Annotated in this window: 14 protein-coding genes; 8 read left to right on the forward strand and 6 right to left on the reverse strand. The window is 74.3% G+C overall.

Annotation, left to right across the window (positions count from 1 at the left end; translation table 11 throughout):
- Positions 1 to 43: 43 nt before the first annotated feature.
- Positions 44 to 271, reverse strand: a complete 228-nt coding sequence (locus DLJ47_RS02720; protein ID WP_088993680.1) for a CDGSH iron-sulfur domain-containing protein — start codon at positions 269 to 271, stop codon at positions 44 to 46.
- A gap of 327 nt (positions 272 to 598) precedes the next feature.
- Here DLJ47_RS02720 and DLJ47_RS02725 point away from each other — a divergent pair, with 327 nt between their 5' ends.
- The gene (locus tag DLJ47_RS02725) at positions 599 to 2,002 is read left to right on the forward strand and encodes a hypothetical protein (RefSeq protein ID WP_109898541.1); all 1,404 of its coding nucleotides are present in this window, start codon (positions 599 to 601) and stop codon (positions 2,000 to 2,002) included.
- A gap of 218 nt (positions 2,003 to 2,220) precedes the next feature.
- Positions 2,221 to 3,360: a SigB/SigF/SigG family RNA polymerase sigma factor gene (locus DLJ47_RS02730; RefSeq protein WP_109898529.1), complete on the forward strand. Its 1,140-nt coding sequence runs from the start codon at positions 2,221 to 2,223 to the stop codon at positions 3,358 to 3,360.
- Between the two features lie 71 nt (positions 3,361 to 3,431).
- Here the strand turns inward: DLJ47_RS02730 and ctaD are convergent, their stop codons facing one another.
- The 5 genes from ctaD to DLJ47_RS02755 all read right to left on the reverse strand — a co-directional run bounded on the left by ctaD (position 3,432) and on the right by DLJ47_RS02755 (position 9,192).
- Positions 3,432 to 5,426, reverse strand: coding sequence for an aa3-type cytochrome oxidase subunit I (ctaD, locus tag DLJ47_RS02735; protein ID WP_109898530.1), 1,995 nt, complete (start codon positions 5,424 to 5,426; stop codon positions 3,432 to 3,434).
- An 87-nt stretch (positions 5,427 to 5,513) separates the two neighbouring features.
- The gene (locus DLJ47_RS02740; protein WP_109898531.1) at positions 5,514 to 6,239 is read right to left on the reverse strand and encodes an ATP-binding protein; all 726 of its coding nucleotides are present in this window, start codon (positions 6,237 to 6,239) and stop codon (positions 5,514 to 5,516) included.
- 162 nt (positions 6,240 to 6,401) lie between these two features.
- Positions 6,402 to 6,854 (reverse strand): DUF4383 domain-containing protein, encoded by a 453-nt coding sequence (locus DLJ47_RS02745; RefSeq protein ID WP_109898532.1) that lies wholly within the window; start codon positions 6,852 to 6,854, stop codon positions 6,402 to 6,404.
- 129 nt (positions 6,855 to 6,983) lie between these two features.
- Entirely contained in the window at positions 6,984 to 8,141 is a 1,158-nt protein-coding gene (locus DLJ47_RS02750; protein ID WP_109898533.1) for a glycosyltransferase, read from the reverse strand.
- A 70-nt stretch (positions 8,142 to 8,211) separates the two neighbouring features.
- Entirely contained in the window at positions 8,212 to 9,192 is a 981-nt protein-coding gene (locus tag DLJ47_RS02755; protein WP_233257623.1) for a glucosyl-3-phosphoglycerate synthase, read from the reverse strand.
- Positions 9,193 to 9,417: 225 nt separating this feature from the next.
- Here DLJ47_RS02755 and DLJ47_RS02760 point away from each other — a divergent pair, with 225 nt between their 5' ends.
- From DLJ47_RS02760 to DLJ47_RS02785, 6 genes are all read left to right on the forward strand, one after another.
- Complete coding sequence (locus DLJ47_RS02760; protein WP_109898535.1) at positions 9,418 to 10,428, forward strand: Gfo/Idh/MocA family protein; 1,011 nt, start codon at positions 9,418 to 9,420, stop codon at positions 10,426 to 10,428.
- Complete coding sequence (locus tag DLJ47_RS02765; RefSeq protein ID WP_109898536.1) at positions 10,421 to 11,509, forward strand: zinc-binding dehydrogenase; 1,089 nt, start codon at positions 10,421 to 10,423, stop codon at positions 11,507 to 11,509. The genes DLJ47_RS02760 and DLJ47_RS02765 overlap by 8 nt, the downstream gene beginning before the upstream one ends.
- Before the next feature lie 154 nt (positions 11,510 to 11,663).
- Positions 11,664 to 13,955: an accessory Sec system translocase SecA2 gene (gene secA2, locus DLJ47_RS02770; protein WP_109898537.1), complete on the forward strand. Its 2,292-nt coding sequence runs from the start codon at positions 11,664 to 11,666 to the stop codon at positions 13,953 to 13,955.
- A 176-nt stretch (positions 13,956 to 14,131) separates the two neighbouring features.
- Positions 14,132 to 14,872, forward strand: coding sequence for a GAF and ANTAR domain-containing protein (locus tag DLJ47_RS02775; RefSeq protein WP_109898538.1), 741 nt, complete (start codon positions 14,132 to 14,134; stop codon positions 14,870 to 14,872).
- A 76-nt stretch (positions 14,873 to 14,948) separates the two neighbouring features.
- Entirely contained in the window at positions 14,949 to 15,452 is a 504-nt protein-coding gene (locus tag DLJ47_RS02780; RefSeq protein ID WP_109898539.1) for a DUF2231 domain-containing protein, read from the forward strand.
- Positions 15,453 to 15,650: 198 nt separating this feature from the next.
- Positions 15,651 to 16,424 (forward strand): class I SAM-dependent methyltransferase, encoded by a 774-nt coding sequence (locus tag DLJ47_RS02785; RefSeq protein ID WP_109898540.1) that lies wholly within the window; start codon positions 15,651 to 15,653, stop codon positions 16,422 to 16,424.
- Positions 16,425 to 16,524 lie beyond the last annotated feature (100 nt).

Here is a 16,524-nt window from a genome sequence, read left to right on the forward strand (position 1 = left end):
CCCCACCCCCACTGCCCGCCGTAGCCTGACCACCCGGGGGGCTTCAGGATTCGCGGTCGGTGCCGGCGCGGAAGCCGATGGCCTTGTGGGTGCCGTCGCAGAAGGGCTTCAGCGCCGACTTGCCGCAGCGGCACAGGGCGACCGTGCCGCGGCGGGCGTCGATGGTCCGCCCGTCCGGGGTGACCAGGGCGAAGTCGCCCCGCACCAGCAGCGGGCCGTCCTGGTACGGGGTGATCGTGGCGGCCGGGGGAGTGTCCTGGTCCTCGCGCATGGGGCGTCAAGTGCCCCTCCCGGCCGGCGTGAAACCCGGCGTGAAACCCGGGCGAATCCCGGCGCGAATCCCGGCGCGAATCCCGGCGCGAAACCCGGCGTGAAACCCGCGGGACGCCGCGCCCACCCGGGACGTCAGCGCCACCCGGGACGGCCGGCCCAGCCGGGACGCGCGGGCCGGGACGGAGCCAACCGTCCGGGACGGCGCTGGGCCGGAAGATCACCGGATTGCTCCCGCCCGGTGGGGGATGCCCCGTTTGAACCGCATCGGGACGGGAAGCCGGGCCGCGTGGTGAGCGATCGAGGCAAGGTGGGGCCGGTGCACAAGGTGCACGAGGGGCTCACGGCCGAGGGCGCCGGACTGACCGGCGACCGGGTCGTGACGCCCGGCAGCGCCGCGCGGATCCTGGTCGGCGCCACCGCCCGGGCCCTGCGCGGGGTGGACTGTGCCGATCTCGGACACGTCGGCCCGCTGTCCCGGTTCACCGGCGCCCCCGAGCCGGTCCGCCGGGCGGTGGCGAACCGGGCCGCCGGCCGCGTCGCCCTGACCTGCGGGCAGACGGCCGAGGTCGAAGCGGCCCGGGTGGCCGCCTGGTTCGTCGGCCAGTACCCGCGGCGGCGCTACCCGGGGGTGCTGATCGGCTCGCCGCACGGCGCGGCGGCGCACCTGGCGGTCGCGCTGGGCGTGCCCTGGTTGCCCGCCGGCTTCGAGATGACCGTGCACTGGGCGCAGGGCGCGGTGGACCGGCCCAAGGCCGCCCTGGACCACGGCGCCGCGCTCGCCGCCCGGCTGCTCGCCGGTAACGCCGACCTGCACGTACGCCAGGTGCACTGCCCGGCCAGCCGGGGTGCGCTGGCCGGCGCGACGGTGGCGCTGGCGGCCCGCTGGCAGGCGCTGCCGGAGGCCTACCGGTGGTTCCTGGCCGACCGGCTGGCGCCGGGCGCGCCGGTGCTGCTGCTGCGCGACGCGCGCACCTGGCCGGTGCTCGACTCGGCACCCGGGCACAGCTTCCAGGTCGGCTGCCCGGCCAGCGGCCTGGACCCGGTGGACTTCCACCCGGACAGCCACGCGCTGCGCCAGGTGCTCCGCTCGGCGGGCGGGGACGGCGCGCACTGGGAGCCGCCCGAGGTCACCTCGCCGACCGGTTACGCCGAACACGTCGTGGAGTCCGGTTTCGAGCTCAGCGCCCGGGAGTGGACCGGCCGGCACGGGCATCCGCTGCACCGGGTGCTGTTCCCCCGGCCGGAGGCGCTCAGCGCGGCCACCGCCGACCTGTACCGGGGCTGGCTGCGGGCGGCCGGCAAGACCGGCGACCGGCTGGTGGTGGAGTGCGGGCGGCTGCTCGACCCGTGGCAGGTGGTCCGCGCCGGGCTGGTGCCGTACTGGTGCGAGAACGCCACCCGGCGCAGCGTCGAGGGGGCGGAGTGGTGGCTGGCCGGCAGCGAGCCGTTCAGCTCGGTGGACGTGCTGCCCGAGCCGCCGGGCGTCCGCTCGCCGGCGCTGGCCGGGCTGCCGCAGTGGCTGGCGGTCGCCGGGTTCGGCCGTCGCCGGCGGGCGCTGGACCGGCCGACCGCCCGCGGCTATCCGGTCACCGCGGTACCCACCCGGCGGGCCACCGAGGTGCTGCGCGCCCAGCCGTACGACCTGCCGGTGCCGCCGCCGATGGCCGTGCCGGCGGCGCTCGCCGCGCTCCGTGCCGGCGGCACCCCGCACGGCCTGCTGGTCTGTTGAGGCCGGCCCGGCGAAACATCCTCGCGAACCGGGGATCCCGTGATTGAGTACCTACGGAGCGGGAACACCGCTGGCTGCGACGGCCTGATCACGCCGCGTAGTGCGGCGCCCGCTGGCACCCCAGTCACGTAACCCACTTCCGGCCCGGTGCGTGGTCCGACCACGCGCACGACCGGTTTCCCAAATCCGGGCGGGGGACCTTCCTGAGGGAGGCGCGGATGTTCGGACAGACCGGCACGACCACACCACCACCCACCGACCGGGGTCTGGAGGACCTCGACGCGGCGGCGATGGCGTACGCGGCGCGGATCGAGGGACTGCCGCCGGAGCGACGGCAGGAGGCCCGCGACGACCTGGTCCGGTTCGCCCTGCCGTTCGCCGGCCGGCTGGCTCGCCGGTACCGGGGGCGGGGCGAGCCGCTGGAGGACCTGGAGCAGGTCGCCCGGCTGGGACTGGTCAACGCGGTCGACCGGTACGACCCGGAACGGGGGTCGTTCACCGCGTACGCGGCGATCACCATCGTCGGCGAGATCAAGCGGCACTTCCGGGACCGCACCTGGGGCGTGCACGTGCCGCGCCGGCTGCGCGACCTGATCCTCGAGGTCGGGCAGGCCACCGCGGCGCTGACCAGCGAGCTGTCCCGGGCGCCGACCGTGGCGGAGCTGGCCGCCCGGCTGGAGACCCCGGAGGAGGAGATCCTCGCCGCGCTGGAGTCGGCCGCCGGCTACAGTCCGGCCTCGCTGAACGCGCCGGTCGGCGGGGAGAGCTCCGCCGAGTTCGGCGACCTGGTGGGGGAGTCGGACAACGCGCTGGAATCGGTCGACGACCGGGTGACGGTGAGCGGACTGCTGCACCGGCTGCCCTGGCGGGAACGGCGGATCCTGGCCATGCGCTTCTACGGCAACCAGACGCAGGCCGAGATCGCCGCCCGGTTCGGCATCTCCCAGATGCACGTGTCCCGGCTGCTGTCCCGGGCGCTGACCTGGCTGCGCCAGGCGATGCTCGCCGATGCGCCGCCGCCCTGGCAGAACGGCGCCGCGGAGCCGGATCCGGGCCGCACCCGGATCTCGGTGAAGCAGAACGGCGACCGGGTGGTGGTCGAGGTCGGCGGCGAGGTCGACCGGGACGGCGCCGACCAACTGCGCCGGGCCATGCTGGAGGCGGTCACCGGCCAGCCCGCCGAGGTGGTGGTGGACCTGGTCGGCGCGGGCGGGTTCGACGCCGGCGGGATCGCCGCGCTGATGGCCGGCCGGGAGGCCGCCGCCCGCACCGGGGTGCCGCTGCGGCTGACCCGGGTGCAGCCCGCGGTGCGCCGCTCGCTCACCGCGGCCGGCCTGTCCCCGGGCCGGGACGGCTGACCGGCAGGCAAGCAACCACGAGCGGGGGGCCGGCGCGGATGCGCCGGCCCCCCGCTCGTGTACGAGGCCCGTCAGTCCTCCGGGTTGTCGTCGTGCCTGCGCGGGTGTCGCCACCGCTTGCTCGCCTCGGACCGCTGCGGAGGTGGAGGCCCCTCCGGCGCGTCGGTCTCCTCGAAGCTGGGTCGACGGACGTCCTCCGGCTCCGGCACGTCGACCGGCCGCGCCCCGGACTGCGGTGCCGGCTGGTACGCAACCGCCTCCCGAGCACCGTGCGCGCCCTCGGCGGCCGGCGACTCGGGCAGGTGCGTCTCCCGGTGCAGCTCCTCGGTGAATTCCTGCGGCGGCTTGGTGGTGCGCTGCGGCAGGTCCCGGCCGAGGTCGGCGACGAGCGGGCCGTACTTGGCGTCGAAGGCGGGCCGCTCGGAGCGGATCCGGGGCATCCGGTCGAAGTTGCGCAGCGGCGGCGGGCAGGTGGTGGCCCATTCGAGGGAGTTGCCGAAGCCCCACGGGTCGTCCACCGTCACGTTCGCGCCGTACCGCCAGGACTTCCAGGCGTTCCAGATGAAGAAGAGGGTGGAGGCGCCGAGGACGAAGGCGGAGATGCTGGAGACGGTGTTCAGCGCGGTGAACCCGTCGCTGGGCAGGTAGTCGGCGTACCGGCGGGGGAAACCCTCGTTGCCCAGCCAGTGCTGCACCAGGAAGGTGCCGTGGAAGCCGAGGAACATGGTCCAGAAGTGGGCCTTGCCGAGCCGCTCGTCGAGCAGTCGCCCGGTCATCTTCGGCCACCAGAAGTAGAAGCCGCCGAAGAGCGCGAACACCACGGTGCCGAAGAGCACGTAGTGGAAGTGCCCCACCGCGAAGTAGGTGTCGTGGGTGTGGAAGTCCGCCGGCGGGCTGGCCAGCAGCACGCCGGTGAGCCCTCCGAAGAGGAAGGTGACCAGGAAGCCGATCGCGAAGAGCATCGGCGTCTCGAAGGTGATCTGGCCCTTCCACATGGTGCCGATCCAGTTGAAGAACTTCACTCCGGTGGGCACCGCGATCAGATAGCTGAGGATGCTGAAGAAGGGCAGCAGCACCTGACCGGTGGCGAACATGTGGTGCGCCCACACGGTCATCGACAGCACCGTGATGGCGGCGGTGGCGAGCACCAGACCGGTGTAGCCGAAGATCGGCTTGCGCGAGAAGACCGGAATGATCTCGGTGATGATGCCGAAGAACGGCAGCGCGATGATGTACACCTCGGGGTGGCCGAAGAACCAGAACAGGTGCTGCCAGATCATCGGCCCGCCGGTCGCGGGATCGTAGACGTGGGCGTTGAGCAGCCGGTCGGCCATCAACCCCAGCAACGCCGCCGCGAGCAGCGGGAACACCAGGATGACCAGGACGCTGGTGAAGAGCATGTTCCAGGTGAAGATCGGCATCCGGAACATGGTCATGCCGGGCGAGCGCAGGGTCAGGATGGTGGCGATCAGGTTGACCGCGCCGAGGATGGTGCCCAACCCGGAGATCACCAGGCCCATCACCCACATGTTGGCGCCGACGCCGGGGGAGTGTTCCGCGCTGCTCAACGGGGTGTAGGCGGTCCAGCCGAAGTCTGCCGTGCCCTGCGGGGTGAGGAAGCCCGCCATCACCATCAGCCCGCCGAAGAGGTAGAGCCAGTAGGCGAGGGCGTTGAGCCGGGGGAACGACACGTCCGGCGCGCCGATCTGGATCGGCACGATGTAGTTGGCGAACCCGAACGCCGCCGGGGTGGCGAACAGCAGCAGCATCACCGCGCCGTGCGAGGTGAACAGCTGGTTGTACTGCTCCGAGGAGAGGAACTGCAGGCCGGGCCGGGCCAGTTCGGCCCGGATCAGCATCGCCTCGATGCCGGCGGCGAGGAAGAACAGAAACGACGTGAGCAGGTAGAGCAGGCCGATCTGCTTGTGGTCGGTGGTGGCCAGGAACCGGATCAGTTTGCCGCCTGGGATCGCCTTGCGTAGCGGTCCCGGGTAGCCGCCGAACTGGGCCGGCGCCAGGATGGCCGGTCCGCGGTCGCGTGGTTCCGTGGTGACCCGTCTGGGCATTGACTCTCACCCCGCCTGACGACAGAAAGGACGGGCGTGGCTACCCGCCCCTCCGTCCATGTAACCAGGCGAAGGCGGTAATTTCGGTCAATTCACGGGCAGGGTGGCCCAGACGACCTTTCCCTCCCCGGCCGGCACGCTGCCCCAGCGCTGGGTCAGCTCGCGCACCAGCATCAGCCCACGGCCGCCCTCGGCCTGCAAATCCGGCGTACCGGGCCGGGCGGCGTCCCGGCTGCCGTCGACCACGGCCAGGTGCAGCCAGGGCCGACGCAGCGTGAGGGTGACCTGCATCGGCGTGCCCGCGTGCCGGACCACGTTGCCGACCAGCTCGGAGAGGACCACCGAGGCCGGGCCGACCGCGTCCGGCAGGTTCCACCGGGCGCAGGCGTGGGCGACCAGTTCCCGGGCCCGCCGGCAGGCCTCCGCCGCCGGCTCCAGCCGGGCCCGCAGCCGAGGGGCCGCCGCGGCGCCGGCCGCCCGGGCCGCCTCGTCGCAGTCCCGGCGGACCGGCACCACCCGGCAGGTGGTCGACTCGGCCAGCCAGGCGGCCGTCTCGGGCGACGGTGCGCAGAGCACCAGCGGGACGGCCGGCCAGTCGGCGGCCTGCCGGGCGGCGGCGGCGAACACCGACAGGGCGAGCCGGTCGTGGACCACGACGTCGGTGAGGTCGACCACCAGCGCGTCCGGCTGGGTGGTCAGGCACCGGTCCAGCACACGATGCACCGAGCGCATGGTGGTCAGATCCAGGTCGCCGACGAGCCGGACGACGGTCGGCGACCCGTCGCGCACCTCGCAGCTGATCCGGCTCGACATCTCCGCCCTCGTTCGAGTCTCGTCCGCAGGACTGGCAACTACCCGGGCGCGCGGTCGGTCAAACGGGACCGGCCGCCGCCGCGACGACCGTCACGTGGCTCGTCGTCGGCGGCGGCCTGGCGTCGCGGTGTCGCCAGCCCGTCAGCCGATCGAAGCCGCCGGTCAGCGGCGGGCGGCGCCGCGGGTGGTCAGCAGGCCCAGCGCGATCATGCCGACGCCGAGGAAGAGGTGCAGCCAGTTGACGGCATTGTTGAGCGGGATGAAGTTCGCCCCGCTGTCGTGGTCGACCACCAGGCCGTAGAGCCAGAGCACGAGGTAGATCGCGCCACCGCCGATCAGGTACGTCCGGGCGCCGGCGATCGTCCGGGCCAGCGCCAACCCGACCACCCCGAACAGCAGGTGCACGAGGTTGTGCAGCACCGAGACCTGGAACACCCCGAGCAGCATCGCGTCCGACTGGTGACCGGCGAACCCCAGGTCGCCGTAGTTGCTGGTGATGCCGGGGACGAACCCGAGCAGGCCGACGAGGACGAAGACCCAGGACACGATGGTGGCGGCTCGGCGGACCGGGGCCTTGCCGTCGGCCGGGTTGGATCGGGCGCGCGAGTGCGCCATCGGACCGGTCACCGCGGACTCCCTCCGTGCGGCGGTGCAGAGCCGTGCGGCTACCCACTCACGGTGCCGGCAAACCCGCCGGCCGGGCCCCGCGCGGCGGGACCCGGCCGGGTGGCCGTACGGGGCCGGTCAGGCCGGTTGCAGGTGGCGGGCCGGTACGCGCCGGCGGACCTGGTCGTAGAGGCGCACGTACTCCCGCGCCATCACCGCCGGGGTGAACCGGACGGCGGCCTCCCGCCGGCACTCGCCCGGGTCGAGCAGGCTGGCCGCCAGCAGCAGCTCGCCCAGCTCCTCCTCGTCCTTGGTGAGCAGGCCGGTGCGGCCGTGCTCGATCAGCTCCGGCAGGCAGCCCCGGGCGGTCGCCACCACGGGCGTGCCGAGCGCGAGCGACTCGACCACCGCGGTGCCGCCGGGCTCCTCCCAGCGCAGCGGGAACAGCGTGGCCCGGGCCCCGGCGAGCAGGTCGTCCCGCTCCTGCCCGGCCACCGTGCCGACCCAGCGGACCAGGTCGCCGTCCACGTGCGGGGCCACCTCGTCCAGGAAGAACCGGACGTCCGGGTTCTGCCGGGCCTCGTCGCCGGCGGCGGCCAGGTCCGCCGGCCGGTGGTACGGGCCGACCGGGCCGGCCAGCACCAGCGGCACGCCAACCCGCTGCGCCAGCCGGGCGCCCAGGTCCTGCCCCTTGCCGGGGTTGATCCGGCCGAGGATGAGCGCGTAGTCGCCCTTGCCCGCGGTGGGCCGGCGGTCGGCGCCGACCGCCAGCGGGGTGGCCAGGTGCACGTGCCCGACCGAGTGCGCCCGCAGCGCCTCGGGCGCCCGGGCCAGCTGGGCGGCGGAGACGCCGTTGACCCGGACCCGGTCGCCGCCGTCGAAGGTGCCGTAGAGCGCCGGGTGCTTGGCCAGGTCCCAGTGCAGGGTGTGCAGCGCGGGCGGGGCGTCCGGTCCCATCGCGGCGAGGGTGGCCAGCCCGACCGCCTCCACGTGGTCGTGCACCAGGTCGATGTCGTCGCGCGAGCGCAGCGCCCGGACCACGCCGCCCAGGTGCGCCTGGGCCACCCCGCAGACCTGGTTGTACGGCCGCTGCAGCTGCGGGAACTGCCCGTCGGGAAACACCGACACCAGCTCGTCGACCGGCAGCGTGCTGGTCTGGACCGAGGCGAGCACCACCCGTACGCCGAGCCGGCGCAGCTCCGGCACCAGAGTGGCGATCACGTTCTCGATGCCGCCGTAGCCCGGCGGTGGCACGGACAGCCACGGCCCGGCGTTCATCAGCACGGTGAGGCTCATCGCGCCGCCTCCAGTCCCGCGTCGGGACCCGGATTCGCCGCTGCCGGCGGGCCGCCGGCCGGCCGGGGCCTCACGCCGCCACCCGGCGACGCGGCACCCGGTGCCGCAGCTGCGCCAGCGGCGGGCGCTCCTCGATGGAGACGTCGCTGACCACGATCTCCCGCTCCAGGTTCGGCAGCGCCTCCGAGCCGCCCCGCCGGAACTGGGTGAGCAGCGCGGCGGGCATGGCGCCGGGGCTGGCCCAGCCCCGCCGCTGCAACCGCGACCACGCGGTGAGCATGATCTGGGCCGACATCCGCCCCAACGCCGCGGTGTCCTGGTGGCGGTGCTTGCGCTCGCCGAGGTCCACCTGGGCCAGCGCGTCCAGCCCGACCAGGTCCAGCAGGTCGATCAGCATGGCCGTCTCCACGCCGTAGCCGGAGACGAAGGGGACCTGTTCCAGCACCTCCCGGCGGCCGGCGTACTCGCCGGCCAGCGGCTGCACGAAGCCGGCCAGCTCCGGCCAGAACAGGTTGAGCACCGGCCGGGCCATCAGCTCGGTCACCCGGCCGCCGCCGTCGGCCTCCACCCCGGCCGTGCCGACCAGCGGCCGGTGGTAGAACCCCTTGACGAAGTCGACCGACGGGTCGGTCAGCAGCGGGCCGATCAGCCCGGTCACGAAGTGCGGGCGGAACTCCCGCAGATCGGCGTCGACGAAGGCCACCACGTCCCCCTCGGCGGCGGCGAGCCCGGCCCAGAGCGCGTCGCCCTTGCCGGTCAGCCGGGGCAGTCCCCGGGTCATCGCGTCCTGGCTGACCACCTCGGCGCCCGCGGCCCGGGCCACCTGGGCGGTGCGGTCGGTCGACCGGGAATCGACCACGATCAGCTCGTCGACCAGCGGCACCCGGTCCACCAGGTGCTCCCGGATGGTCGACACGATGGCGCCGACCGTGGCCTCCTCGTTACGGGCCGGCAGCACCACGCTGACCCGGGTGTCACCCTTGGCGCGCAGCAGCCGCCGCGCCGGCCAGTCGGCCGCTGACGTCGTCCGGTAGGTGGCCCACGCCTCCACCACCGGCGAAACCGTCGATTCCGTATTCCGCACAGGCACCCCCTGATCGAGGCGGAAAATCCAGGGAGGGTTTTCCCACTTCCCACCACGCGCTAACCGGATCATCCCCGACAGCCTGATCACGAACGTGACATCCGGGGGTTCCCGGGTCGTGAACGTTTGATTGCGCCGACCCGCGGGGAGTGCTCACCTCAAGAGTGTGAACCGTGGGCGGGAGGGGCTTGGATGCGCACGTGCCGGGTGGGACTGGTAGGAGCCGGTGGGGTGGCGCAACGCCACGCCCGGGTGCTCGGCGGCTTCGCCGACGTCGAGCTGATCGGGGTGACCGACGTGCTGCCGGCGGCCGCCGCGGACCTGGCCGCCGCGTACGACACGCGGGCCTGCGCCGACGTCGAGGAACTGCTCTCCGCCGGGCCGGACGCGGTGTACGTCTGCGTCCCGCCGTTCGCGCACGGCCCGGCGGAGGAGGCGGTGATCGCCGCCGGGCTGCCGATGTTCGTGGAGAAGCCGGTGGCCGTCGACCTGGCCACCGCCGAGCGGATCGGCGAGCTGATCGCCCGGCGCGGCCTGCGTACCGCGGTCGGACACCACTGGCGCTACCTGCCGGTGGTGGAGCAGGCCCGCCGCCTGCTGGCCGACCGCCCGGTGCGGATGGTCGCCGGCGCCTGGCTGGACAAGGTCCCCCCGGTGGCCTGGTGGTCGCGGCGGGACCGGTCCGGTGGTCCGGTGGTCGAGCAGGCGGCGCACGTGCTGGACCTGATCCGGGTGCTGGCCGGCGAGGTGAGCGAGGTGACCGCCTACGCCGACGGGTCGCCGCCGCCGGTCGACGGGGCGGACATCGACTCGGTCACCACCGCCGCGCTGCGCTTCGCCAGCGGCGCGGTCGGCACGCTGACCGCCGCCTGCGTGCTCGGCTGGAAGCATCGCGCCGGGCTGGAGATCCTCGCCGACGGGCTGGCCCTGGCGCTGACCGAGGACGGCCTGGTCGTCCGGGACGGCGACGGGGAACGCCGGTTCCCCGCCGACCCGGACGCCGCGCGGGTCGCGGTCGACCGGGCGTTCGTCGACGCGGTGCGGGGCGTCGGCGACGACATCCGGGTCCCGTACGCCGAGGCGCTGGGCACCCAGCGGCTGGCGGTCGCGGTGGCCGACTCGGCCCGCACCGGCGCGCCCGTCCGGCTGGCCGCCCCGGCCGCCCCGGCGACCCTGCGCACGGGGGTGACTGTCGATGCCTGACAAGGTGATCACGGTACCGGGCCCCGGCCGGGTGGAACTGGTCGAGCAGGACGCCGCCGAGCTGCGCCCGGGCACCTTCCGGGTGCGCACGCTCTACAGCGGCGTCTCCGCCGGCACCGAGCTGAGCTACGTCAAGGGCACCAACCCGTACCTCAACGTCAGCTGGAACGCCGACCTGGGGCTGTTCCAGCCCGGCGGGGCGAGCACCCCGTACCCGGTCACCCGGCTGGGCTACATGCAGGTGGCCGAGGTGGTGGAGAGCGCCACCCCGGCGGTCCGGGTCGGCGCCGTCGGCGCGATGACCTACGGCCACCGCACCGGGCACGTCGCCGACCCGCTCGCCGAGCGGTTCGTCCCGCTCCCCGACGACCTGGATCCGCTGCTCGGCGTCTACGTCGCGCACATGGGGCCGATCTGCGCCAACGGGCTGCTGCACGCCGCCGCCGACCTGTACGGCACGGACGTGCGCGGGCTCGGCGACGGGGTGCGCGGGCGCCGGGTGGCGGTGGTCGGCAGCGGGGTGGTGGCCCTGCTCACCGCGCTGTTCGCCCGCCGGCACGGCGCCGCCTCGGTGGTGGTGCTCGACCCGACCCCGCAGCGGCGGGAGGTCGCCGAGGCGCTCGGCCTGGAGACCCTCGACCCGGAGGCCGACGACCCGGCGGTGGTGCTCAAGACCCGCTGGGCGCACACCGCCGGTGACCGGGGCGCCGACGTGGTGTTCCAGTGCCGGGGCCAGGCCTGGGCGCTGCACCTGGCGCTGCGCCTGCTCCGCCCGCAGGGCACCGTGATCGACCTGGCCTTCTACCAGGCCGGCGCGGACGCGGTCCGGCTCGGCGAGGAGTTCCACCACAACGGGCTGTCGCTGCGCTGCGCCCAGATCGGCCGGGTGCCCCGCGGCCTCGCCCCCACCTGGGACCGGGAGCGACTCTCCGCCGACACGATCGACCTGCTGCGCGCGTACGGGGACCTGATCCGCAAGCACCTGGTCTCGGCCGTGGTGCCGTTCGAGGAGGCCCCCGCCCTGCTCACCGACCTCGCCGAGCGGCGCCGCCAGGAACTCCAGGTGGTGCTCACCGGCTGACCGCTCTTCCCCGTGATCTCGCGGTTTCGGCCCTTCCTGCGGCGTCCGCGGCATTCGTCCCGGGCGGCGGGTGCGTGATCGCGGGCCTCGGGCGGCGCGCCCAACGGCCGGGCGGGCCGCCCAAGGTCAGTTGCGTCGCGTACCGTTGCCGCTCATGGGTGTGTCGCAACGGTTGAAGACCAGGTTCCGCCGGTTCCTCCAGCGCCCGGGAACGACGGTCGACCTGGCGCCGCTGGAGAAGCTGCTGCCGGCCATCGAGGCCCGCGAGGAGGAGCTGTCGGCGCTCGACGACGTCGAGCTGACCGAGGCCGCCGGGCGGGCCGAGGGCTACCAGGAGATCTGCGCGATCGGCCGCGAGGCCGCCCGCCGCGGCCTCGACCAGCGGCCGTACGACGTGCAGCTGCTCGGCGCGATGGCGCTGCTCTCCGGCAAGGTCGCCGAGATGGCCACCGGTGAGGGCAAGACGCTCACCGCCACCATCGCCGCGTACGGGCACGTCCGGCTGGGCAACGGCCCGGTGCACGTGCTCACCGTCAACGACTACCTGGCCCGCCGCGACGGCCAGTGGATGGAACCGGTCTACACCCTGCTCGGCCTCACCGTGGGCTGGGTCAACGAGGCCTCCACCCCGCAGGAGCGCCGGGACGCGTACGCCTGCGACGTCACCTACGTCTCGGTCAGCGAGGCCGGCTTCGACTACCTGCGCGACCAGCTGGTCACCGACATCGCCGACCGGGTGCAGCCGGCGCTGCGCACCGCGATCGTCGACGAGGCCGACTCGATCCTGATCGACGAGGCCCGGGTGCCGATGGTGCTGGCCGGCGCGGTGCCCGGCGAGCAGGACCCGGTGCACACGGCCGCCGCCCTGGTGCGCGGGCTGCGCAAGGGCAAGCACTACACGGTGGCCGAGGACGGCCGCAGCGTCGCCTTCACCTCCGCCGGCCTGGCCGCCGTCGAGGCCAAGCTCGGCATCGACCTGTACGACGAGGAGCACGTCGAGCAGCTCTCCGCGGTCAACGTGGCGCTGCACGCGCACGCCCTGCTGCACCGCGACGTGGACTACATCGTCCGGGACGGCTCGGTCGAGCTGATCGACGAGATGCGCGGCCGGGTCGCCCAGCGCCGCCGCTGGCCGGACGGGCTCCAGGCGGCGGTGGAGGCCAAGGAGGGCCTGGACGCCACCGCCGAGGGCGAGGTGCTGGGCACCATCGCCGTGCAGGCGTACATCGCGCTCTACCCGCACGTGTGCGGCATGACCGCCACCGCGGTGCTGGTCGGCGACCAGCTGCGCGAGTTCTTCGGCCTCGAGGTCGCGGTGATCCCGCCGAACACCCCGTGCGTCCGCGAGGACGAGCCGGACCGGATCTACGCCACCCGGGCCGAGAAGGAGGAGGCGCTGATCGACGAGATCAAGCGCAACCACGAGCGCGGGCGGCCGGTGCTGGTCGGCACCCTGGACGTCAAGGAGTCCGAGGGGCTGGCCGCCGGCCTGAACGCCGCCGGGGTGCCCTGCGTGGTGCTCAACGCCAAGAACGACGACGAGGAGGCGGCGATTATCGCCGAGGCCGGCGCGTACGGCGCGGTGACCGTCTCCACCCAGATGGCCGGCCGGGGCGTCGACATCCGGCTCGGCGGCAGCGACCAGGCCGACCGGGACCGGGTCGCCGAGCTCGGCGGGCTCTACGTGATCGGCAGCGGCCGGCACGACAGCCGGCGGGTCGACGACCAGCTGCGCGGCCGGGCCGGCCGGCAGGGCGACCCGGGCGGCTCGGTCTTCTTCGTCAGCCTGGAGGACGACCTGGTGGTCCGGCACGCCGGGGACACCGTCCCGCCCTCGCCCCGGATGAACGCCGACGGCCTGGTCACCGACGAGCTGGTGGACTACGCCGTCGAGCACGCCCAGCGGGTCGCCGAGGGGGTCAACCACGAGATCCACCGCAACACCTGGCGCTACAGCGTGGTCATCGAGCAGCAGCGCAAGGCCCTCGCCGAGCGGCGCGAGCGGCTGCTGACCACCGACGTGGCGGCGCTGATGCTGCTGGACAAGATGCCGGACAAGGCCGGCGAGATGGACGAGGACCTGCTCGCCCGGGTCGCCCGGTCGATCGCGCTCTACCACCTCGACCGGCTCTGGGCCGATCACCTGGCCGAGCTGTCCGAGGTCCGGGAGGGCGTGCACCTGCGCGCGCTGGGCCGGCTGGACCCGCTGGACGAGTTCCACCGGTCCGCGGTGCCGGCGTTCAACGACCTGATCCCGGAGATTGAGAAGCGCACCATCGCCACGTTCGAGGAGACCGAGTTCGACGAGGACTGGGAGCCGGACGCGGCGAAGCTGGTCCGGCCGAGCGCCACCTGGACGTACCTGGTGCACGACAACCCGTTCGGCTCCGAGCTCGACCGGCTGATCGCCTCGGTCGGGCGGCGGCTCACCGGCGCTTCCCGCTGAGGCCACGGGGGCCACGCCCGGCGCCTTCGCGCGCCCAGTCGGGGCCCCCTTTAGGCCGTTTCGACCCATGTTCGCCGGGGTAGTACGCCGGGGCCGCAGAGTCGGGAGATCAAGAGGATGGCACGCGTGATGACAGCACCGGCTGGATGTTCGGGGGCGGCGGGGGCTGTGGACCGGTGAACCTGGACACGCGAGTGCCAGCGGTCGAGACGGTCGGGGTGCTGGAGACCGCCGCGCTGCTGCGGGAACTGACCGCCGGCCTGATCGCCGTTGACGACTTCGACGCGGCGCTCGCCGCGCTGGTGCGCATCGCCCGGGACGCCGTCGACGGGGTCACCTGGTGCGGCTTCACCGCGCTGCGGGCCGGCGAGCCGGCCGGGGTGGCCGCCTCGGACGCCCGGCTGGCAGGCCTCGACGACCTGCGGCACGGCCCGGACACCCCGGCCATGGAGGCGATCCGGCGCCGCGAGATGATCCGCTCCGAGCACCTGGGCCGGGAGCGGCGCTGGCCGACCTGGACGGTCCGGGCGCGCGACCTCGGCGTACACGGGGTGATCTCCGCTCCGGTCGACGTGGACGAGCAGGTGATCGGCGCGATCAACCTGTACGCCGGCGCCTCCGGCGCGCTCACCACCGGCCACCAGCTCACCGCCATGCTGCTGGCCGAGCACGCCGGGCTGTTGCTGGCCGCGGTCCGGGACCGGGCCCGGCAGGCCGCGCTGGCCGGGGAGCGGGACGCGTCGGTGCTGGGCGACGGGGTGGTCGGGCAGGCGGTCGGGGTGATCATGACGCAGCGCGGCTGCCCGGCACCGGAGGCGCTGGAGGTGCTGCGCACCGCCGCGGCGTCGCTGTCCATCCCGCTGCGTGAGGTGGCTGAGCGGCTGGTCAACACGGTCTCCCGGCAACGGGACGGCTGAACGCGTCGTTTCACCCGGTTGGCACCCGGGTAGCACCCTGGACTGATGGGCTGAGCCGTCGACCAGGGGAGGACCGATGCAGAGCCGGCTGCGGGTGCAGGGGCATCCGATCCAACCGATGCTGGTGACGTTCCCCTACGGGCTCTTCGTCAGCGCGACCGTCTTCGACCTGACCGATGTGCTCGGCGGGCCCGCCTTCCTCGGCGAGGTCGGCTACTGGACGGCGGTCGCCGCGCTGGTGGCGGCCGGGCTGACCGCTATCGCCGGCATGATCGACCTGTGGGACGTCCCGGGCGACCGGACCCGCCGGACCGCTGTCACCTTCAACCTGGTGAACACGGCGATGGCCGGCCTGTTCCTGATCGGCTGCCTGATCCGCGCGGACGCGCCGCAGCGCGGCGCGTCGGTGGTGCTGCTGCTGACCGAGGTGGTCGCGCTCGCCGTCGGCGGCATCGGGGTACGGCTCGGCGCCCGGCTGATGCGTCAGTTCGACGCCGGCCGGCGGGCCGAGGCGACCACGTTCGACGCGCTCAACGGGGTGTCCGGCTCGACGGTCGAGATCGTCCCGCCGCGCTCCTGACCGCTGGACGCCCACCCGGCGGGAGCGGCCCGGCCGGGCGGCGCCGGCGCGCGCTCGACGGATCGGCCGGCTCGACGGTGGCGGTCGTCCCGCCGCCCGCCTGGTCCGCCGACGCCCGGCGGCACGGGCGCCGACGGTGGGCCGGCCGGTGGCGGCAATTGCGTTGCCGCGGCGGGTCCGGCCGGCCAGGCTGGCCGGATGAGCACCGAGCCGAGCTTCGCGGACCTGCTCGCCGAGGGGGCGGCCGCCCCGGTCGAGGGCTGGGCCTTCGACTGGCTGGCCGGCCGGGCCACCGAGGAACGGCCGCCCTGGGGGTACGCCCGCCTGGTCGCCGACCGGATGGCGAGCGCGGACGCGGCACTGGACGTGGACACCGGCGGCGGCGAGGTGCTGGCCGAGGTGCCGCACCCGCCCCGGCTGCTGGTCGCCACCGAGGGCTGGCCGCCGAACGTGCTCGTGGCCCGCCGGGTGCTGCGCCGGGTCGGCGCGAGCGTCGTCGCGGTCACGCCGGACGCCCCGCTGCCGTTCCGGGACGCCGCCTTCGACCTGGTGGTCAGCCGGCACCCGGTCCGCACCGACTGGGCCGAGACGGCCCGGGTGCTGCGCCCCGGCGGGACGTTCCTGTCCCAGCAGATCGGCCCCGGCACCGTCCGCGAACTCAGCGAGGCGATCCTCGGGCCGCTGCCGCCACCGGCCGAACGCCATCCGGAGCAGGCGGTGGCCGCGGCCCGGGCGGCCGGCCTGACCGTGGTGGACCTGCGCGAGGCCACCCTGCGTACGGTGTTCCACGACATCGCCGCGGTGGTCTGGTTCCTGCGCAAGGTGGTCTGGACCGTCCCCGGCTTCACCGTCGACCGCTACCGCCCCCAGCTGGCCCGCCTGCACCACCGCATCCGCACCGAGGGCCCCTTCGTCGCCCACGCCCGCCGCTTCCTCATCGAGGCCCACCGCCCCGGGCCACCACCTCGTTGATCATGAGGTTGGCGGCGGTGTCGATCTCCGCCGGTGCCGCCAACCTCATGATCACCCGGGTCCGGGCCGGGGTCCGGGTGCCGGGTGGGCGGCGGCGTGG

Source organism: Micromonospora sp. S4605 (assembly GCF_003176715.1).
Taxonomy (GTDB): domain Bacteria; phylum Actinomycetota; class Actinomycetes; order Mycobacteriales; family Micromonosporaceae; genus Micromonospora; species Micromonospora echinaurantiaca.